17 protein-coding genes are annotated in these 19,386 nt (G+C 49.2%); 14 read left to right on the forward strand and 3 right to left on the reverse strand.

Features of this window, described 5'->3' with window-relative positions; all coding sequences use genetic code 11:
• Positions 1 to 48: 48 nt before the first annotated feature.
• From AAE250_RS21510 to AAE250_RS21525, 4 genes are read left to right on the forward strand one after another with little or no spacing between them, the layout of a single operon-like run.
• Entirely contained in the window at positions 49 to 1,623 is a 1,575-nt protein-coding gene (locus AAE250_RS21510) for a nucleotidyltransferase family protein (RefSeq protein ID WP_294602603.1), read from the forward strand.
• Positions 1,613 to 2,521 (forward strand): CDP-alcohol phosphatidyltransferase family protein, encoded by a 909-nt coding sequence (locus tag AAE250_RS21515; RefSeq protein WP_294602601.1) that lies wholly within the window; start codon positions 1,613 to 1,615, stop codon positions 2,519 to 2,521. The genes AAE250_RS21510 and AAE250_RS21515 overlap by 11 nt, the downstream gene beginning before the upstream one ends.
• Positions 2,511 to 3,506 (forward strand): lysylphosphatidylglycerol synthase transmembrane domain-containing protein, encoded by a 996-nt coding sequence (locus AAE250_RS21520; protein ID WP_294602598.1) that lies wholly within the window; start codon positions 2,511 to 2,513, stop codon positions 3,504 to 3,506. Before AAE250_RS21515 ends, AAE250_RS21520 begins: the two co-directional genes overlap by 11 nt.
• Positions 3,507 to 3,509: 3 nt before the next feature.
• Positions 3,510 to 4,232 carry an HAD family hydrolase gene (locus AAE250_RS21525; protein ID WP_294602596.1) on the forward strand — a complete coding sequence of 241 codons (723 nt, stop codon included), beginning with the start codon at positions 3,510 to 3,512 and terminating at the stop codon, positions 4,230 to 4,232.
• 83 nt (positions 4,233 to 4,315) lie between these two features.
• On the opposite strand, the gene AAE250_RS21530 is transcribed toward AAE250_RS21525, so the two are convergent.
• Entirely contained in the window at positions 4,316 to 4,912 is a 597-nt protein-coding gene (locus AAE250_RS21530; RefSeq protein ID WP_294602593.1) for an RNA polymerase sigma factor, read from the reverse strand.
• A gap of 246 nt (positions 4,913 to 5,158) precedes the next feature.
• Here AAE250_RS21530 and AAE250_RS21535 point away from each other — a divergent pair, with 246 nt between their 5' ends.
• The 5 genes from AAE250_RS21535 (at position 5,159) to metK (ending at position 14,245) form a co-directional block, all read left to right on the forward strand.
• The gene (locus tag AAE250_RS21535) at positions 5,159 to 6,142 is read left to right on the forward strand and encodes a FecR family protein (protein ID WP_294602591.1); all 984 of its coding nucleotides are present in this window, start codon (positions 5,159 to 5,161) and stop codon (positions 6,140 to 6,142) included.
• A 55-nt stretch (positions 6,143 to 6,197) separates the two neighbouring features.
• Complete coding sequence (locus tag AAE250_RS21540; protein WP_294602588.1) at positions 6,198 to 9,503, forward strand: SusC/RagA family TonB-linked outer membrane protein; 3,306 nt, start codon at positions 6,198 to 6,200, stop codon at positions 9,501 to 9,503.
• Positions 9,504 to 9,540: 37 nt separating this feature from the next.
• A complete protein-coding gene (locus AAE250_RS21545) occupies positions 9,541 to 11,073 on the forward strand; it encodes a RagB/SusD family nutrient uptake outer membrane protein (RefSeq protein WP_294602585.1) in 1,533 nt (510 codons plus the stop codon).
• 20 nt (positions 11,074 to 11,093) lie between these two features.
• Entirely contained in the window at positions 11,094 to 12,695 is a 1,602-nt protein-coding gene (locus tag AAE250_RS21550; protein ID WP_342289433.1) for a calcineurin-like phosphoesterase family protein, read from the forward strand.
• A 257-nt stretch (positions 12,696 to 12,952) separates the two neighbouring features.
• A complete protein-coding gene (gene metK, locus AAE250_RS21555; protein ID WP_294602580.1) occupies positions 12,953 to 14,245 on the forward strand; it encodes a methionine adenosyltransferase in 1,293 nt (430 codons plus the stop codon).
• A 545-nt stretch (positions 14,246 to 14,790) separates the two neighbouring features.
• Here metK and AAE250_RS21560 read toward each other — a convergent pair.
• Positions 14,791 to 15,252 (reverse strand): hypothetical protein, encoded by a 462-nt coding sequence (locus tag AAE250_RS21560; RefSeq protein ID WP_294602577.1) that lies wholly within the window; start codon positions 15,250 to 15,252, stop codon positions 14,791 to 14,793.
• 459 nt (positions 15,253 to 15,711) lie between these two features.
• The gene (locus tag AAE250_RS21565) at positions 15,712 to 16,434 is read right to left on the reverse strand and encodes a LexA family transcriptional regulator (protein WP_294602574.1); all 723 of its coding nucleotides are present in this window, start codon (positions 16,432 to 16,434) and stop codon (positions 15,712 to 15,714) included.
• A gap of 428 nt (positions 16,435 to 16,862) precedes the next feature.
• Between AAE250_RS21565 and AAE250_RS21570 the strand changes: the two genes are divergently transcribed.
• The 5 genes from AAE250_RS21570 (at position 16,863) to AAE250_RS21590 (ending at position 19,328) form a co-directional block, all read left to right on the forward strand.
• Complete coding sequence (locus tag AAE250_RS21570) at positions 16,863 to 17,162, forward strand: hypothetical protein (RefSeq protein WP_294602571.1); 300 nt, start codon at positions 16,863 to 16,865, stop codon at positions 17,160 to 17,162.
• Positions 17,163 to 17,173: 11 nt separating this feature from the next.
• The gene (locus AAE250_RS21575) at positions 17,174 to 17,992 is read left to right on the forward strand and encodes a DUF4373 domain-containing protein (RefSeq protein ID WP_294602569.1); all 819 of its coding nucleotides are present in this window, start codon (positions 17,174 to 17,176) and stop codon (positions 17,990 to 17,992) included.
• A gap of 145 nt (positions 17,993 to 18,137) precedes the next feature.
• Entirely contained in the window at positions 18,138 to 18,644 is a 507-nt protein-coding gene (locus AAE250_RS21580; RefSeq protein ID WP_294602566.1) for an HU family DNA-binding protein, read from the forward strand.
• Between the two features lie 120 nt (positions 18,645 to 18,764).
• Positions 18,765 to 19,205: an N-acetylmuramoyl-L-alanine amidase gene (locus tag AAE250_RS21585; protein ID WP_294602563.1), complete on the forward strand. Its 441-nt coding sequence runs from the start codon at positions 18,765 to 18,767 to the stop codon at positions 19,203 to 19,205.
• Positions 19,206 to 19,226: 21 nt separating this feature from the next.
• Positions 19,227 to 19,328 (forward strand): smalltalk protein, encoded by a 102-nt coding sequence (locus AAE250_RS21590; RefSeq protein WP_294602560.1) that lies wholly within the window; start codon positions 19,227 to 19,229, stop codon positions 19,326 to 19,328.
• Positions 19,329 to 19,386: the final 58 nt, after the last annotated feature.

Raw genomic sequence — 19,386 nt, forward strand, 5'->3', positions numbered from 1 at the left:
ATTTTTATTCAGTAGGCTTTTGGGGATTGGGAAGCCATTGATTGTACTATGAAATTTGCCATAATTGCCGCCGGTGAGGGGAGCCGTCTTGCACAAGAAGGTGTTGAATGCAACAAGCCGCTGGTAAGTATTAATGGAGAACCGATGATAGACCGGTTGCTTCGGATTTTTGTGAATAATGGTGCTACAGAAATTGTTGTCATCATCAACGAATGGAGTAAAGCCGTAAGAGAACACTTGGAAAAGGTAACTTTACCTGTGCTTCTGCGTGTAGTTGTACAGACCACCCCCAGTTCCATGCATAGTCTTTATGCCATTTCGCCCTACCTGAAGGGGGAGCCTTTCTGTCTGACTACAGTTGATACTATTTTCAGGGAAAACGATTTTCAAGAATATATTCGTACTTTTGCAGCTTCTGGTGCCGATGGCTACATGGCTGTTACTCCGTTTGTAGACGATGAGAAGCCGCTCTATGTGGCTACGGACGAGCAAGATTCGATCATCGGATTCCATGATGCGAAGGAGTGCACGGACAAGTATGTTTCCGGAGGTATATACTGTTTGGGTCCCAAAGCACTGGATGTGTTGGAAAATTGCATCTGTCAGGGAATGTCGCGTATGCGTAATTTCCAGCGGCAGTTGGTGGCGGAAGGGTTGCGGCTGAAAGCCTATCCTTTTGCGAAGATTGTAGACGTGGACCATAAAGATGACATCCGCAAGGCAGAGGTTTTCTTGAAGGGAGAATCCGAATATCGTCCGGTTGAGATTATAGGAATAAGCCGTGGAAATAAATATTCGCCGAATCTGGTATGCAATGATGCCGCCATAATGAGGGAAGTGGCCGAAAGACTAAGGTCGAAAGGGTGCACCGTAACGATATATACTGAGACCGATTTTGTAGAAAAAGGTATTGAAGGCGACTATCTGTTTGACATGGCGCGCGATGGTGCTACCATCCTCCGCCTGCAACAGCTTGAGAAGGCCGGTGCGCTGGTTGTTAACTCCGGGTTTGGCATAGCCAACTGCGTGCGTCTTCCGATGACCGAAATATTGGTAGGCAATGGCATTCCGCATCCCCGCAGTTGGGTAGTGAGGCGAGATGATGCTTTTCCCGAAGATGTAGTTTATCCCTGCTGGCTGAAACGTGGAGATTGCTGTGCGCTGGTGAAGGAAGACGTCAGCTATGTGGAGAGCCGTGAGGAGGCGGAAGAAGTATTGTCCGACTTCTGGCAGAGGGGTATAGAGGTTACGGTGATCAATGAGCATCTGCGTGGCGACTTGATAAAGTTCTACGGAGTGCAGGGCACTGATTTCTTCCACTGGTTTTACCCATCGGTTACATCGCACACCAAGTTCGGGCTCGAAGCCATTAATGGAGAAGCCAAAGGGTTATCGTTCTCGGTGGAGCTGCTGAAACAATATGCGGACAAGGCGGCGCAAGCCTTGAACGTCCCTGTGTATGGCGGCGATTGTGTAGTCATGGAAAACGGTGAGATGAAGATATTCGACTTCAACGACTGGCCCAGTTTTTCTCCTTGCCGCGAGAAGGCCGCCGAGAAAATAGCCGAGTGCATCGTGAACAGAATTATGAACCATATAAAGAAACAAGAAAGTGGGAAGTGAATTTGCATCGACGCTGAAGTCCGCAGATACGGAAGAGTGGATAGACATTCTGTTCTATCGTCCGATAGGTTACCGCTGGGCATTACTGTTCAGGAGGTTGGGGATACATCCGAATACGGTGACGGTTTTCTCCATTATCCTGGGAATGGCCGCCGGCGTATTGTTCTATTACAAGGACATCTATCTTAACATAATAGGTATGCTCCTATTGATATGGGCCAATATGTACGACAGCGCCGACGGGCAACTGGCACGCCTCACCGGCCAGAAGACCCCGCTGGGGCGCATACTCGACGGATTTGCCGGTGATCTTTGGTTCTTTACCATCTATGCCGCCATCTGCTTGCGGTTGCAGCCGGAGTGGGGTGTTTGGATATGGGTGTTGGGTGCCTTTTCGGGCTGTGTGTGCCATGCCAAGCAGTGCCAATTGGCGGATTATTACCGAAACATCCATCTCTTTTTTCTGAAGGGGGAAGAGAACAGCGAACTGGACAATTCCTTGCAGCAGCAGAAGGTATATCAGGCACTTGACTGGCGGACTGCTTGCCTGCAGAAGCTCTTCCAATTCTTTTATATCCGTTATACCCGTTCGCAGGAGCAGCTGACGCCTGCCTTTCAGCGGTTCATCAGGGAAGCGCGCAAGCGGTTCCCGGGAGTGATCCCGCAAAGTCTTCGGGACGATTTCCGTCGGGGAAGCCGCCCGTTGATGAAGTATGCCAATATACTGACCTTTAATGTACGTGCCATAACTTTGTTTGTTTCGCTGCTGATAGGGCAGCCTTGGGTCTACTTTGTATTCGAGGTGACGGTAATGAACATTCTGTTTTTCTACATGCGCTTCCGCCACGAAAGGCTTTGCATGTCTTTGGATAGAAATATAAGCAATTATGAAAAATAAGTATCGTAACTGGTTCATGCTCTTCGGAGTCCTTGCCATCGTGATAATGCTTTTAACGATGGACATGGATTATTCCGACATTTGGCGAAGTCTGCTGCGCGCGGGGATATGGTTTCCTGCCGTACTGGTGCTTTGGTTTTTTGTCTATCTTTTGAACACCTGTTCCTGGTATCTGATTATCAATGACGAAAAGAAGTCCTCGATTTCCTTTTGGAGGGTGTACAAGCTGTCGGTCAGTGGCTTTGCGCTGAATTATACCACACCCTGCGGGCTGATGGGCGGTGAGCCCTATCGGATTATGGAACTTACCCCTTATGTGGGAGTCAGCAAGGCATCTTCTTCGGTCATTCTGTATGTCATGATGCATATTTTCTCCCATATCTGGCTTTGGTTCCTTTCTGTTTTTCTTTATATCTTTATGTATCCGGTGAGCCTCTCTATGGGCTTGATGCTGGCGGTGGTGGGAGGTTGCTGCCTGCTTGCCATCTACTTCTTTTCAAGAGGCTACCGCACGGGGATGGCGCTGAAGACACTGGTTCTGCTCACGAAGATTCCTTTCCTCAGGAAGTGGGCGTCCGGTTTCCTGAATGCTAAAAGAGGGACTTTGGAGCAGATAGACGAACAGATAGCCTTACTTCACAGGCAGCACAAGAAGACTTTCTACAGTTCATTGGGGCTGGAGTTCTCTGCCCGGGTGCTGTCCAGCCTTGAGATCTATTTTATTCTGCATGCCTTTTCGGCTGAAGTAAGCTTTGCCGATTGTGTGTTGATTCTGGCATTCTCTTCACTGTTCAGCAATCTGATATTCTTTTCACCGATGCAGTTGGGTGCACGTGAGGGGGGATTGGCGCTTGCTGTGGACGGGCTTCACCTTTCGGGGGCATTGGGCGTTTATACCGGGCTGATTACCCGAATAAGAGAATTGTTCTGGATAGCAGTCGGGATACTTTTAATAAAGATAGGTAATAATAAGAAGCAGTCGTAATATATGGAAAATAAATTGGAAGTAAAGGGTATTATCTTTGATTTTGGCGGTACGCTCGATACGGATGGAAATCATTGGGGAGAGGTACTATGGGAGGTTTATCAGCATTTCAACGTGTTCGTGACGAAGAATGCATTTCGCGATGCTTATGCCCATGGCGAACGTACATTGGCTACGCGTGCTTTGATACAACCTCATTTTCATTTTATAGATGTGCTCCGCACTAAATTGGGCATTCAATTGGACTATTTAATCGAAAACGGTTTGCTTTCGATGCCGTCCGCCCGGCGGGACAGATTTGTGGAAGCTATGGCGGAATATGCCGACGATTATACAAAGAGGATACTTGAGAAGAGTGTCAGTATACTTTGCCGTCTGAAGCAGAAGTATAAGCTGGTGCTTGTTTCTAATTTCTATGGGAATTTGTATACCGTATTGCAGGATGCTTCTTTGTTGCCGCTGTTCGACAAGATTATAGAATCTGCCGTAGTGGGAGTTCGTAAACCCAATCCTGCTATTTTTGCTTTAGGGGTTTGTGCACTCGACTTGCCTGCTTCGGAGGTAGTAGTGGTCGGCGATTCTTTCCCTAAAGATATGGAACCTGCCCGCAGCCTGGGTTGTCGCACCATTTGGCTGAAAGGCGGTCAATGGGAACGGCAGGAGTGGGATTGCGAGTTGGTTGATGTCGTTGTGTCGGGGCTGGCCGAAATAGAGCGGTATTTGTAGTAGAGCTCTTTACTTAATTCTTTATCTTGTGATTAGGCGGTGTAGAGTTATTATTACTATGTATCTAACGAGCCCCGGAATCTCTATATCCCCCAAAAAGCGAACAGCAGCAATAATTCCACAGTAGGGATGTGTGTATTCTCTTTCAAGAAGTCCATTGCTTTTCGTAGCTGGATGTTGACGGTAGAGAGTGAGATGTCGAGTCGTTTGGCAATCTCCTTTATCGATAATCCTTCTTCCCAGCGCAGTTTGAAGATTTCCAGTCTCCCTTTGGGCATTTTCTCTGCTGCGCGTTCTATTTGAGATAGTTTCTCTTCTATCTCTATCTTCTGTTCCAATTCATCCTCTCCATCATCCAGTTGCATCCAATACAGGCTCCTTTCTTCTTCGGACAAGGATAAGATAAGCTCCCGGTTGATGTTTTTCCGCATGTAGTCGATGGCTGTACGCTTGGCAATGGTGTAAAGAAAACTTTCTAAGGATAAGATGCGGGTGGTCTTGCTGCTTTCCCAGAATTTGATGAAGACCTCTTGTGTCAAATCCTCGGCAGCAGCCGGCGCATTGCATACATGCAATGCAAAGTAGTAAATCCGGTTGAAGTATTTTTTGAATATACGGTCTATTGCTGCTTCTTCCTGGATATAAAAGGATTCTAATGCCGTTTCCCTATGTCTTTCCATACTTGCAAGATTCTGTTTGCCGGCAAAAATAGAGATATATCTTTATTTTCTGTTGATAGACAATGAATTGTAATCAGATATTATCTGTCATTTCAGTCATTTCTCAATTCTGTTTCATAATCATTTCAGTTATTACAATTCCATGAAATAGGGAGTTGGATGCCGTTTTGGAGTCGTAGTTTTAGAGACAGTTTGCGACTTTTATAGTGAACTCACACCAAACTCCCAGTTAACAAAGAACGAAAGATGAGAACTGACAGAGAATACATAGAATTGTTGGAGCAATATTCCAAGCGGCACTTTTCGCAGGAAGAATTGCAGGAACTGTTACAATGGCTCGACTCCGAGTCAGGAGAAGAAGCCTATAACAGCTACCTGGGCAGTTGCCTGGAAGAGGCATGTAAGGCCGAAACAGACTGTCCCGACAAACTTGCCCGGAAAATACTCAGACGGGTGAAGAAACAGGCGGGCATCAAGACCGCCCCGTCCTGGAGGACTGTGTTGTGGAGGTCGGTTGCGGCGGTATTGCTGATACTTGTAAGCGGTGGAGCCGCTTATTGGGCGCTTGCCGACAAGTCCTATCGGATGGAGGATGAACAAGTTGTTCTGTGTGTGGAGAAAGGGAACAAGGCAATGGTCACCCTGCTTGACGGCAGCAAGGTATGGCTCAATTCGGACAGCAGGCTTAAATATTCCAAGAAAGATGCACGTGACGTTACTCTGGAAGGAGAGGCCTACTTTGAAGTGGCAAAAGACAAAAAGCATCGCTTCAAAGTCCGTACTCCCTATGCCTCTATCCAGGTATATGGTACGTCTTTCAATGTATCGGCACACTCCAACGATTCACTGTTTTCCGTCTCGCTGATAGAAGGGAGCATCGGGCTTACGATGAACAACCAGAGCAAGGAAGTGAGGATGCGTCCCAACGAGGTGGCTTATTACGACCAGAAGAGAAGCTGCTTCCAGGTTGCCCGCAAGAATATGGATGGGGTAGGACTGTGGAGAAGCACCGAACTGAAGCTGGCCGATGTGGATATTCCCACCTTATGGAACAGGATGGGATGTTGGTATAGCATGGATTTTATCATTCAAAACGAACCGGTAAAGAAACACTTATATAATGTGACTATTCAAACAGAATCTGTTGAAGAAATGCTGGGACTGATCAATCAGATCACCCCTGTTGAGTATGTAATTAAAGGAAAGGAGGTCATCATCAGCTACAAGTAACTTACATTCTTACAATTATCCATCAAACAAATATAAACTAAATCTATATTATAATATGAGTCATTATATAATCAATAACTATCATCGTATAAAAAAGAAAATAGCCGTCTGCCTGCTGGTAGCTCTTTGCAGCATCAGCGTGGCGGCGCAGAATGTGGACAATCAGCCCATCTCTTTATCATTGCCCCGCACAACGCTGAAAGAGTTGTTCCGGGTCATCGAGAGCAAGTCGGACTATAAATTCCTGTACGATTCCTCTGAAATAGACGTTAACCGGCAGCTTTCCGCTGTCTATTCCAATCAGTCGGTGACCCGGATCCTGGAAGAAGTATTGAAGGGCATGCGCTACGAAATCAAAGGCAAGCAGATTATCATAAAAAAGCAGCCCGAAGACCTGCAGAAGATAGCGGTGACCGGCATCATAAAAGACCGGAATGGAGAGCCTGTAATCGGAGCCAATGTGAAGGAGAAGGGTTCGCAGAACGGTACAATCACCAATGTGGATGGCAGTTTCTCCCTGTCTGTTTCGCCTCGGGGGACGTTGCTTGTTTCTTTCATAGGATATACCTCTCAGGAGGTAGCCCTGAAAGGCCGTAAATCCTTGGAAATAACTCTGCTCGAAGACTCCAAAATGCTGGATGAAGTCGTGATAGTGAGCTACGGCAGTCAGCTGAAGCGTGAGGTGACGGGGGCTGTGTCTCAACTCAGCACCAAGAACCTGGCAGATATGCCGGTGATTCAGTTTGCCCAGGAGTTACAGGGAAAAATAGCCGGTGTCCAGGTGAACCAGTATAGCGGACGGGTAGGTTCCGGCATTGCTTTGCGTATTCGCGGTGCGGCTTCGCTGTCTTCGGGCTATTCTCCGCTTATTGTTGTGGACGGAATACCCCTGGCGGGCGATGCCAACAGTGTAAATCCCACAGAGATAGAGTCTTTCAGTATCTTGAAAGATGCTTCGGCCAGTGCACTCTACGGTTCGCGTGCTGCCAACGGCGTGATTCTTATAACGACACGCAAGGCGCAGACCGGCGATACCCGCCTGGAGCTGTCGGCCAACTACGGAATACAAAAAGTTCCCCAGCGCGGACGTCCCGACATGATGACGGCGCGGGAGTTTGCCGAATTCCAGAATGAGTACTACGAGGACCGTGTGAAATATGAAGGATATACCGGAGAGTTGGACCCGCTTTACAAAGATCCGGAGAGATATGGAAAAGGCACCGACTGGTTCGATGCGATGACGCGCGAGGCTGCCATACAGAAGTATAACCTCTCCTTGTTCAAGGGTGGGGAGAATTATTCTACTTCGGCAGTAGTGGGCTACTCCATGCAAGACGGTGTGGTGGTCAATACGGGTGTGAAGATGTTTACCGCACGCGTCAACCAGATGTTCAAGCTGAAAGACATGATAGAAGTAGGTTTGAGCATAGCCCCCACATACAGGATAGACCACAATTCATTGATGTCATTCGACGGGGTCAACAATCTGTTCAATAAGGCATTGCAGGCAAGTCCGCTGGTGGCTCCGGTCGATGAGGATGGCAATATGCCTTTGTATGTCAATACCTCTCCGATGCTGAACAACATCAATCCCTATAAAATCATTATGGAAACGGTGGACGATTATGCCACTTCGCGTTTGCTGGCCAATGGCTATATCAGCATGACCCCTCTGAAGGGGCTTACCCTTAAAACCAGCCTTGCCACCGACATGACTTGGGAAAGACGCAAATACTTCAAGCCGGGCAGCATTACGGTAGAAGACATAGCAAGCGGCACGAGCAGCTACTACAACAACTACACCTGGATTTCGGAGACAAACCTTACGTATGCCAATACCTTTAAGGAAGCTCATAAACTGGAGCTCCTGCTGGGATTCTCTGCACAGAAATACCAGAAGGAAAGCAACAGCGTTGCAGGCAGTAACTTCAGCAGTGACGACATTCCCTACCTGAGCAATGCCACCAGCATAACGTCCGGCACCAGCAACATAACGGAGTATGCCTTACTGTCACTGCTGGGCCGTGTAAACTACAGCTATAAGGGTAAGTATCTGCTTTCTGCCGCCTTGCGCCGTGACGGTTCTTCACGGTTCGGTGCCAATCAGAGGTATGGTTACTTTCCGTCCATATCGGGTGGTTGGGTTCTCAGTGAAGAGCGTTTCCTTAACTCCGTTTCCTGCCTGAACATGCTGAAGCTCAGAGCCAGCTATGGAATAACGGGTAACGATAATATCGGAAACTATACACACATAGCCAACATCGGAGAGTATAACTATGTGCTCAACGGAGTTCTTGTCAGTGGTGCGTCGAGCAGTAACATTGCCAATACGGAGCTGGCGTGGGAGCGCACCAAGCAGTTTGACATTGGTTTCGATGTGTCTCTGTTCGACAACCGCCTTTCCCTGTCCTACGATTACTACAAGAAGGCCACCGACAATATGATTCAGAACCGTCCCATCCCTCAGGCTTCCGGCTTTGCTTCCATCACGTCCAATGTGGGCAAGGTGCACTTCTGGGGACATGAGATAAGCATCGGTTATAACAACAAGTTCGGGCAGTTGTCCTGGCAGTCCAATTTCAATATTTCGTTCGACCGTAACAAGATCATCTCCCTGGTGGCTCCGGGCTACATCACCCGCAATTCCAGCGAATATTCCGATTATTACAGAAATCAGGAAGGTTATCCTTTGAGCCAGTTCTACGGATATATCAAGCTGGGGCTTTACAAGGATGAGGCCGATCTTGCCAACTCTCCTAAAAGCAGCACCTCACAGGTGGGAACCATCAAGTTTGAAGATGTGAACAAGGACGGAGTAATCAATGTAAAAGACCGTACTTTCATCGGCGATCCGAATCCCGATTTTCTGTATGGCTTCACCAACAACTTCAAGTACAACCGGTTTGACCTCAGCATATCCATGTCCGGCTCGTACGGGGGTAAGGTCATAAGCAGCCTGACGCACCAGTATCTGGGCAACCTGGATGGTGCATTCAACCTGCTTGCCGCCGCCAAAGACCGTTGGCGCTCTCCCGAGCAGCCGGGTTCGGGCAAGTATCCCCGCACCATGACCGGAACAACCGCCGAACACCGCAAGGTGAATACCAGCTGGGTTGAAAGCAACTCCCATCTGGCTGTCAAGAACATTGCCCTGGGCTATACCATCCCCCTGCCGAAGAATAAATATTGCTCGAACCTGCGTGTTTACACTTCCGTGCAGAATGTGTTCTTCATCAGCAAGTACAGCGGCGCCAATCCCGAAGTCAGCCTGAACGGACTGAACGGCACCGGCATCGGGGTGGATGAGAATTCATATCCCATTCCGCGTACTTTTTCATTCGGATTGAATGTAACGTTTTAACACACTATCTTAATTAATCGTCAAACTAAGAGAGAATATGAAATCATATAAATTATTATTCATTGCCGGTGCACTCTTGCTGAGCAGTTGCAATGGTTTTTTGGATCTTGTGCCGGGAGATAAGGAATCGGGCGGTTCGTTCTACCGCACCGAGGAACAGTTGAGGCAGGCCGTCGTAGCCGCTTATGTGCCGTTAAGGGATTTTGCCGATAACGACTTTTTTACGGGCGAAGGCCGTTCGGACAACGCACACTATGACTATACGCCTGCCAATCGCGGTTCGGCGTACGTATTCCGTGAGAATATCTACGACTTTACGGACGGCCCGGAAAATACGTATGTCAATGCCGTGTATTATCATTGCTACAAGGGTATTTCGCGTGCCAACATTGCTATTGATTATATTGAGAAATCGTCTATTGATGACGAAGTAAAGAAAGACTTGATAGGGCAATCCAAGTTCCTGCGTGCTTTCTTCTATTATAAGCTGGTTCGTTATTTTGGCGGTGTGCCCCTTTATCTTCACGAGGTGGCTACGGCCGAAGGTGCTTTCCTGCCGCGTTCGTCGGAAGACGAGGTGTATGCCCAGATCATCGCCGATGCACAGGCTGCAATAGACAACCTTAAGGCACCGGAGAAGTTCCCTCAAACCGGCGCGGCCACCAAAGGGGCGGCCACCATCTTGCTTGCCGATGTGTACGTGACCCGCAAGAACTACAAGGAAGCCGAGGCTTTGCTGAAAACGCTGCCTGCCATGGGGTATGGCTTGCTGGGCAATTACTCCGATGTGTTTTCCACGGCCAATAAGAACAGCAAGGAATTCTTGTTCTCGATACAGTATATGCAAGGTTTGCAGGGCGGACAGCAAAGCAACTTTATCTATAAGTTCCTTCCGCGTTCCACCAATACCAAGGTGGTGACGGATGTAGCCACCAATAACAGCTCGCTTGGAGGATGGAACGTCCCTACGGACGACCTGATAAATGCCTATGAACCCGGTGACCTGCGCAAGAGTGCCTCCATAGGTATAGCAGAGGGCACCTACAACAGCAGTTATATGTTCACCTATATTGCCAATACCGACATCGAAGAATATGTTCCCAAAGAAGGCATAGCCGGCGTACCCTATATCAAGAAATACCTGAACCCCCATACCGACCCCAACAATACCGATGACAACTGGCCCGTTTACCGTTATGCCGAGGCTTTGCTTCTCCTTGCCGAGGCCATCAACGAGCAGGGGCGCGGGCAGGAGGCATTGCCCTATCTCAACGAAGTAAGGCAGAGGGCGGGCCTGAAAGGGGTGACCGTCACCAATCAGGCACAACTGCGTGAAATCATCCTGAAAGAACGCCGCGTGGAGCTGGCTTTCGAGAACAAGCGATGGCACGACCTGGTGCGCAGCGGAAAGGCCGTAGAAGTAATGACTGCCTATGGCAAGGCTTTGAAGGAGCAATACACCTATCTGGTAGACGACTCGTATAAAGTGAGCGAATATCGCCTGCTGTTCCCGTTGCCTTTCGATGAAGTGGAGATGAATAAGGAAATAAAGCAAAACGAAGGTTACTAAAATGATTGGAGGATAAAAAGATGAGTAAAATGAAATCAAGCATGTTCATCGTGTTGCTGTTTCTGTCCGTGGCTGCTGCCTACGGGCAGCAGCAGTACGCCAAGGGTTATGTCTACTGCGACCGGAACGGGAACGGCAAGCATGACCGTGGCGAGGAGTATCTGCCGGGAGTCGGTGTCACGAACGGGAGCGAGATTGTATTGACCGACCGGAAGGGTTACTATAAACTGCCGGTCGATGGAGAGGCCACGATTGCCGTCATCAAGCCTGCACAGTATCGCACGGCACTGGGCAAATACAACATTCCCGCCTCTTACTACTATCACAAGCCTGCGGGCACTCCCCGCCGCGAAAACTATGCGGGCATCGCCCCTACGGGAAAGCTGCCCGCATCCATCGATTTCGGCCTTATCCCGCAAGAGGAGCCGGAGGCATTTACGGTGCTGCTCATGGGCGATCCGCAACCGCATTTCCCCGACCACATCGGCTACTTCTCAAAAGCCATCGTCTCGGAACTGGAAAACATCGAAGGCGTCAGTTTCGGCATCAGCTTGGGCGATGTCAATGATGAGAATTTCGACCTGTTCGAACCCTATAACCGGGAAATCGGCAAGATAGGCATACCGTGGTACAACCTGTTGGGGAACCATGATATGGATTATGAGGCCCGGACGGATATGGAGTCCGACGATGCTTTTGAAACCTTTGTAGGCCCGGCAAACTATGCATTCAATTATGGCAATGCCCATTTCCTGGTCTTGGACGATGTATTGTTTCCCGATCCCCGCCCTACAGGCAATTCAAGAAGTTATTGGGGCGGTTTCCGTGAAGATCAGAAGGCGTTTATAAAGAACGATCTGAGTCTGGTGGACAAAGACAAACTGGTGGTAGTGGCATTTCATATCCCGATGCTGGGTGATAATGCGGTGCGGCAGGAAGACAAGGCTTTCCTGTTCCAGTGCCTGAAGGACTTCCCGCATGTGCTGTTGCTTTCGGCGCATCTGCACCGTCAGAACCAGTTTTTCCATACCTCCCAAGACGGATGGGAAGGGAAGACCCCGCTGCACGAATTCAATGCGGGGGCAACTTGCGGCGATTTCTATTCGGGCTATCTGGACGGGAATGGTGTGCCTCTTTCGCTGATGTCCGACGGTACTCCCAAAGGCTACGCATTTCTGCGGGTGGAGGACAACCGGTATAGCATCGACTATAAAGTTGCCGGTCGGCCGGCAGACTATAAGATGTCCGTAAACATTCCGCGTAAAGTGGTGCGGGGCAGACATACGCCTGCACACATCACGGTCAACTTCTTTATGGGTTCGGAGAAGGACACCGTGGTCTACCGCATTGACGGCGGTCCGTGGAAAGCGATGAAGAAAGAAGATGTCACCGACCCGGATCATGACTATATGGTGCAGTGCTGGAATCGTGACGATGCGGTGAAGTATGCCCGTTGGCCGGATGCTTCCTATCCTTCTTCCCACATCTGGCGGGTGCGTGTTCCGTCGGCATTGCCCGTGGGCATGCATGCGGTGGAGGTAAAAGTAACGGATATGTTCGGTAAAACCCATTATGGCAAAGGAGAATACGAAGTGGTAGAGGCAGTGAGGATGTACCCTTGAGGCATTCTTCTGTTATTTTAGATACTATATAATGTTAATAATTCCGTAACAGAGTGCTATTTTGCCGGAATACTCCTATCTTTGCGCCCGAAATCGAAATGTGGAAAGATTTGAGTAGCTTGCAACCACAGAAAAAAATGCTAAAACACATCCTTTTCTGACGATGCTTCCGGGCATCGGGGCATGCATACCTACTCACGTTGTCTCATCCTCATTCCCTTTTCTACTATTTAATTCTTAATTTATAATTGAAGAAAATGGGATATTTATTCACATCCGAATCGGTGTCTGAAGGACACCCCGACAAAGTGGCCGATCAAATATCGGACGCTGTGCTTGACAAACTGTTGGCCTACGACCCCAGTTCGAAAGTAGCTTGCGAAACTCTGGTAACTACCGGACAGGTAGTGCTGGCTGGAGAAGTGAAAACCAAAGCGTACGTTGACATGCCTCTCATCGCACGCGAAGTAATCAAGAAAATCGGCTATACCAAAGGCGAGTATATGTTCGAGAGCAATTCGTGCGGCGTACTGAGCGCCATCCACGAGCAGAGCCCCGACATCAACCGCGGTGTAGAGCGCCAAGACCCTATGGAGCAAGGTGCCGGTGACCAGGGCATGATGTTCGGTTATGCCACCAACGAAACGGAAAACTACATGCCGCTTTCGCTGGACCTCGCACACCGCATCCTGCAAGTGCTGGCCGACATCCGTCGCGAAGGCAAGGTGATGACCTACCTCCGTCCCGATGCCAAGAGCCAGGTGACCATTGAATACGATGACAACGGCACGCCCGTCCGTATCGATACCATTGTAGTTTCCACCCAGCACGATGACTTTATCCAGCCGGCCGACGACAGCGAGGCTGCACAACTGAAGGCTGATGAGGAAATGCTTGCTACCATCCGCCGGGATGTCATCGAGATTTTGATGCCGCGCGTCATTGCTTCCATCCACCACGAAAAGGTGCTGGCACTGTTCAACGACCGCATCACGTATCACGTCAACCCTACGGGCAAGTTCGTCATCGGCGGCCCTCACGGAGATACGGGATTGACGGGACGCAAGATTATCGTAGATACATACGGTGGTAAAGGTGCACACGGTGGTGGCGCTTTCTCCGGGAAAGACCCCTCGAAGGTGGACCGCTCGGCTGCATACGCCGCCCGCCATATTGCCAAGAACCTGGTAGCTGCCGGTGTGGCCGACGAGATGCTGGTGCAGGTAAGTTATGCCATCGGTGTGGCGCGCCCTATCAATATCTTCGTCGATACCTACGGCCGCAGCCACGTCAACATGAGCGACGGTGAGATTGCCAAGAAGATTGACGAACTGTTCGACCTCCGCCCGAAAGCCATCGAAGACCGCCTGAAGCTCCGTAACCCCATCTACCAGGAGACTGCCGCTTACGGACACATGGGACGCGAACCGCAGCTCGTTACCAAGCACTTCCGTTCTCGCTACGAGGGCGACAAGGCGATAGAGGTAGAACTCTTCACCTGGGAGAAGCTGGACTATGTGGAGAAGGTGAAAGCCGCATTCGGTTTATAATCAGCGTAGCTTTACAGCTATTTATATAGAAGGCTGCCCTTCTGCTCCGAAGTATCGGGACGGAAGTGGCAGCCTTTGATTTGATAGTAAAACGGAAACTAATCTTTCAAGCAACCAATAGGCACAACATATACGCCATCTTCGCGGCGGAAAGCAAATTTACCTGTACCTGTCAGCACCATCTATCGCTATCCTCTCTTTATACTTTTTCATGCCAAGTTGCTTATTTACAATGGCAAATATACAATGAATTGCCTTTATTCCCTAATTTGGCTAATTATTTTTCCCTAATTTGGCTAAATTCCATTCCCTAATTTGGCTATCCAAGTAGAGAATTTAGTAGTTGCGTAATCCCAGTTATCAGGAAACTGCCGTCTTCGGCCTATAATCCTGCTAATTGTCAATTAAGCAAGTAATCAGCGTAGCTTTACAGCTATTTATATAGAAGGCTGCCCTTCTGCTCCGAAGTATCGGGACGGAAGTGGCAGCCTTTGATTTTAGCAAGATATGCTGTCTGTCATTCAGAGCCAAATGATAGCAGCTTTTTATTTTGAGCTCTCTTTTTCTTCCAATTTCTCCAGTAAGTACTTCACATTCTCTATGTGCAATCGGAAGATTTTGGCCAGTAATTTAGCACTGCCACTTTCTTTTATGATATCCAGCAGAAACTTCATTTGATAGCCAATGTTCTCTGCAGTGCGTTTGCGTTCGCTGTTGGAAATAGACGTCTGTGTCATGTACAATCCGAATCCTTCAATCAGTTGTTTCACTCCCAAAGAGTGATAATCGCCAAAGAGATCGGCAAAGTATTGGAATCTTCCAAGTGTTCCGAGTAGTTTTTTTAGCCGATAAGAGTCCGACCGCTGTACCAGGTAAGTACCCGGACTTACAAAGCAGTTGAGTGTAAGGTAGAAGTTCATCATTTCTTCTTCAGAAGTAAACACTGCGTGCATAAACTGAGTTTCGTCCCCCGGGCGAACCTGCTCATTGTTCAAGATAGCTTCCATAAGCATTGAGTTTGAATAGGTGAATAAATAAGGTGCAATGGGCAGAGGGCGGAAGAGTAGATTTATTGGAATAAAAGAAGCGGTTTCGCCTGTCCCATTGCTCTTCACCAACACGCTAGGCGGGCAGCAGGTGCATTAACACTCTACATGGGGGTGCGAAACCGCCATATAGAATGCAAGTAAGCAGGCATAAAAATGCCTGCCACATCATAGGCAGGTTTCACCCCACCTAGCGTTTATTAGTAAAGAGCAATGCAAATGTATGATATATATCTGATAAAGCCAAATAAGAAGCATTGAAATCTCTATAGGTGATAGATACACAAGTGATAACAGTATAATGCAAAATGAAATACGGTTCATTCGAGAAATCCTAGTTTGGCTATCTAAGTAGAAAATCGTAGTTTACCAGCAAACGAAATCGTAGCTTGCTGGCAAACGAATCTCTCTTCCTCCCTGCTACATCATCATATTCTTCCGGATCGAGAATTTCACGATCGCCATTGCATTGATGGCCGTCAGCGGCAAGTCCATCGGGTCGTGGTGGGCGTTGTAGCTGACGAGGCGGATGCAGCCGGGCTGTTCGGAGTGGTTGACGTACTTCACTGCCAGGTACTCGTCGCCGCCGCGCTGGAAGGAGACGAGGTACATCTCGCCGTAGATGACGTCGCTGAAGTCGCGGATGGACTTGAAGCCGACGATGTCGCCCGCCTTGAGGATGGGGTACATCGAGTCGCCGGAGACGTAGACGGCACCGTCGCACCGGGGGACGTTGGGGATCAGTATCTTGCCCAGGGCGTACTGCGGTCGGTCGGCCAGCAGCGTCTTCAGGTTGGCGGCGGCGGAGATGTCGTAGAGCGTCACGCTGCGGTCGTCCACGGGATCGACGGTTTTCGGTGTGTGAAGTATCTCCACTTCGCCCTGTACCAGGTCGCTGTCGCAGAAGGCGGTGTGGTGCGTGGGCGATCCTTTGCCCGTCAGCAGCCAGTTGTAGTCCACGTCGCTGAGGCGCCCCAGCAGCAGGGGGAAGTCGATGCTGTTGCGCGCTGTCCAGTTGCTCAGTGTGGAGCGTGATATACCCAGAAAGCCGGCAAGCTCACTGTCTGCTTTGAAGCCCTTCACCAGTTTGGCACGCTTCACGATGTCTGCCACGCAGAACATCAGGTCTTTGTCGTTTTCCATATCTTCAGTTTATATCATGTGAATTCTTCGGAACGCGTTAGGCTCTCATTTATATCGGGTTATGTGTTTTTTAAGAATTAATTCCTTAAATTGCTTGTTTTATAAATGAAAACCATATTATCTTTGTAGGGACAAAAATACATATCACGTTTTAGAATTGCAAATATAAGGAGGAGAATTATGGAAAATACACATTTCTATTTCGACAAGCAAAATCAGATAATAAGAAAAAATATTACGCTAAGAAGACTGTAAAACACTCTCTCTGCCGGATGTATGGATGCAGTGTGTTGGAACTATACATCCAGTGTGCTGGATATATAGATGTAGTGCGCTGGATATATATGTCTGGCAAACCGCCCTCACAACCCTCTGACGGTGGGGCGTTCGAGAAAATAACTATTGTATCAATTCTTAACAAAACTATTATGGAACACATTTCAGAAACAAATGTCCGCCTCTGTGGATGTTGCCACAGAATGCTCTCTATTGATCTTTTTTACATTAATAAGCGTACGCACCTTCCCGATAACTATTGCAAGGAGTGTCGCCGGGAATTCAGCAATGCCCGCTATCGTTGTTCACAGCTTGTGGATGAACCCCCTCGCTATCCGGTTATTACCGAAGTTACGGACTATTCTCTCCGTATGGCCCTTATTCTGCACGCACTGCAAGTAGTGCGCCAAAGTGTGCTTGGCAAACGGAAGCGTTTAACTCATAACTCATAACTCTTATCACCATGTCCAGAATCAAAAAACGGGGTCTTGACTATTTCCCCCTGAACACAGACTTTATGCACGACCGCCTGGTGCGACGCATTATGAAACGCGAGGGCGACGGTGCCTTTGCCATCCTGCTGGGAGCACTCTCCTGCATCTACGCCGACGAAGGCTACTATGTGCGTGCCGACGAACTTTTTTATGAAGACCTTTCGGCCTGCCTTTACGAAAAGAGTGCTGCCGATGTGAAACGCATCCTTGCCCTGGCTGTGGAGTACGGCATTTTCAATGCCGCTCTCTTCGGGGAGTATGGTATTCTCACTTCTGCCGAAATACAGCGGCAATATCTTTTCAGCACCAAACGCCGCAAATCGTCTGTAATAGAGGCGCGTTACTGCCTGGTGGACGATTCGCAAGCCGATGAAGATGCGACAACCGAGCCCGGAAATGCAGCAATTAAGCCCGAAAATGCAGCATCGGGTACACATAGCACATCACAGCATAATACATCACAGCATAGCAAAGCATATCCCCTCCTCGATAGTTCCCCCGAAACCGGGGGCACTGAGGGCACGGCTGTACCATCCGCGGAGGAGGAATATCTTCGGAAGATAGAGAGCCTGCAACCGCCTCAGGACGGCACGAACCGCAATTTCGACGGACTGCTCTCCAATCTGCAGCAGTTTCGTATACCGGCGCCGGAGCAGTATGCCATTATTCTTAAAAGCAATTTCGGCGCCATCGGCCATCCCATGTGGAAGGGATTCTATGCCTTGCGCGAGAGCCACGGAAAGATACGGCAGCCGGGACGCTACCTGCTGAGTTTGTGCAATAAATAGTGTTTTCGTAATGTGAATAAATTCATGAAGAAAAACGGCGTTTTTAATTTGTACGCCTCTTAAAATAGGCTTATCTTTGCAATGTGGTTAAGCTTAATACACGAATATAAAACATTTCTATTAACGATTTAAAAACAAAACTATTATGCCAGTAATTTACAAATCATTTCAATCGGTTCTTGCCAACAAGGAGGGCAAGAAACTTTTCTATCCTCGTGTGGTGCTGACGGGCAACGTGGGTACCGATCAAGTGGCGCAGGAGATAGCCGAACTGTCCTCTCTCTCTACCGGTGACTCGAAGAACGTCATCGACAACCTGGTGACCGTGATGACCCGCCACCTGCAATCTTCTGAAAGCGTGACGCTGGATGGTCTGGGTACCTTTCGGCTCGCAATGAAGTCCACCATGAACGGTGTGGAGGATGTTGCAAAGGTATCGGCTACGCAGGCCACGTTGCAGGTGCGTTTTCTGCCTACCTCCAAGCGTAAACTGGATGGAACGGTGTCCACCCGCTCGCTGGTGACCGGGGTGAAGTGCGTGCGCTTCGATCTTCAGGATAATGCCGGTGGCAGCGGCTCGGGTAGCGGTTCCGGTGGCAACGAAGGCGGCGGTGGCAGCGACGGCGACCAGGGCGAAAATCCGCTTGGATAGCAGTCCGCTCTCTATGTACACAAAATTAAACTAATCTGCAGTAAGGAGCCGCCGCTTTCCCCGGCCGGCAGGGGCGAAGAGGCGGTTTCCTTTACTGTTATTCATCACAAAACGATTATCATGCGAAAAATCAACTACATCGTGGTGCATTGCAGCGCCACGCGGGAGGGCTATGCGCTCACTCCCGAGGCTCTGGAAGCAGAGCACCGCCGCCGTGGCTTCCGCGGGACGGGCTATCACTACTATATCCGTCGCGACGGCAACGTCCTCGGCACCCGCTCCCTGGAACTTCCCGGTGCGCATGTGAAGGGACACAACCGGTATTCGGTAGGCATCTGCTACGAAGGCGGACTGGACTCCCGGGGCAACCCGAAGGACACCCGCACGCCGGAACAGCGCTCGGCACTCCGGCTGCTGGTATATCAGCTGCTGAAGCAGTTTCCCAGTGCCCGCGTCTGCGGCCATCGCGACTTCAGCCCGGACCTGAACGGGGACGGAACGGTGGAACCCCGGGAATGGGTGAAGCAGTGCCCGTGCTTCGAGGTAAGTAAGGAATTATGAATAACTAAAACATTGAACATTATGAAAATAAGTAAAGACACTTGGAAAACTATTCTGAAGGTAATTGTCACCGTAGTCACCACTATTGCAGGGGTGCTGGGGGTACAGGCGATGCCGCTGTAGAAAGTAGGGAGGGAGTGTTACCCCTCTCCCTCCCTTTCCATAAAAGAACATTTATACG

Source organism: Bacteroides sp. GD17 (assembly GCF_038448625.1).
GTDB lineage: Bacteria > Bacteroidota > Bacteroidia > Bacteroidales > Bacteroidaceae > Bacteroides.

Excerpts from the sequence above, each read along its gene's own strand:
- AAE250_RS21565 (WP_294602574.1), bottom strand. The coding sequence starts at position 16,434 with ATGGAAAACGACAAAGACCTGATGTTCTGCGTGGCAGACATCGTGAAG.
- AAE250_RS21540 (WP_294602588.1), top strand. The coding sequence starts at position 6,198 with ATGAGTCATTATATAATCAATAACTATCATCGTATAAAAAAGAAAATA.
- AAE250_RS21545 (WP_294602585.1), top strand. The coding sequence starts at position 9,541 with ATGAAATCATATAAATTATTATTCATTGCCGGTGCACTCTTGCTGAGC.
- AAE250_RS21575 (WP_294602569.1), top strand. The coding sequence starts at position 17,174 with ATGTCCAGAATCAAAAAACGGGGTCTTGACTATTTCCCCCTGAACACA.
- AAE250_RS21570 (WP_294602571.1), top strand. The coding sequence starts at position 16,863 with ATGGAACACATTTCAGAAACAAATGTCCGCCTCTGTGGATGTTGCCAC.
- AAE250_RS21520 (WP_294602598.1), top strand. The coding sequence starts at position 2,511 with ATGAAAAATAAGTATCGTAACTGGTTCATGCTCTTCGGAGTCCTTGCC.
- metK (WP_294602580.1), top strand. The coding sequence starts at position 12,953 with ATGGGATATTTATTCACATCCGAATCGGTGTCTGAAGGACACCCCGAC.
- AAE250_RS21530 (WP_294602593.1), bottom strand. The coding sequence starts at position 4,912 with ATGGAAAGACATAGGGAAACGGCATTAGAATCCTTTTATATCCAGGAA.
- AAE250_RS21560 (WP_294602577.1), bottom strand. The coding sequence starts at position 15,252 with ATGGAAGCTATCTTGAACAATGAGCAGGTTCGCCCGGGGGACGAAACT.
- AAE250_RS21590 (WP_294602560.1), top strand. The coding sequence starts at position 19,227 with ATGAAAATAAGTAAAGACACTTGGAAAACTATTCTGAAGGTAATTGTC.
- AAE250_RS21585 (WP_294602563.1), top strand. The coding sequence starts at position 18,765 with ATGCGAAAAATCAACTACATCGTGGTGCATTGCAGCGCCACGCGGGAG.
- AAE250_RS21535 (WP_294602591.1), top strand. The coding sequence starts at position 5,159 with ATGAGAACTGACAGAGAATACATAGAATTGTTGGAGCAATATTCCAAG.
- AAE250_RS21550 (WP_342289433.1), top strand. The coding sequence starts at position 11,094 with ATGAGTAAAATGAAATCAAGCATGTTCATCGTGTTGCTGTTTCTGTCC.
- AAE250_RS21525 (WP_294602596.1), top strand. The coding sequence starts at position 3,510 with ATGGAAAATAAATTGGAAGTAAAGGGTATTATCTTTGATTTTGGCGGT.
- AAE250_RS21580 (WP_294602566.1), top strand. The coding sequence starts at position 18,138 with ATGCCAGTAATTTACAAATCATTTCAATCGGTTCTTGCCAACAAGGAG.
- AAE250_RS21510 (WP_294602603.1), top strand. The coding sequence starts at position 49 with ATGAAATTTGCCATAATTGCCGCCGGTGAGGGGAGCCGTCTTGCACAA.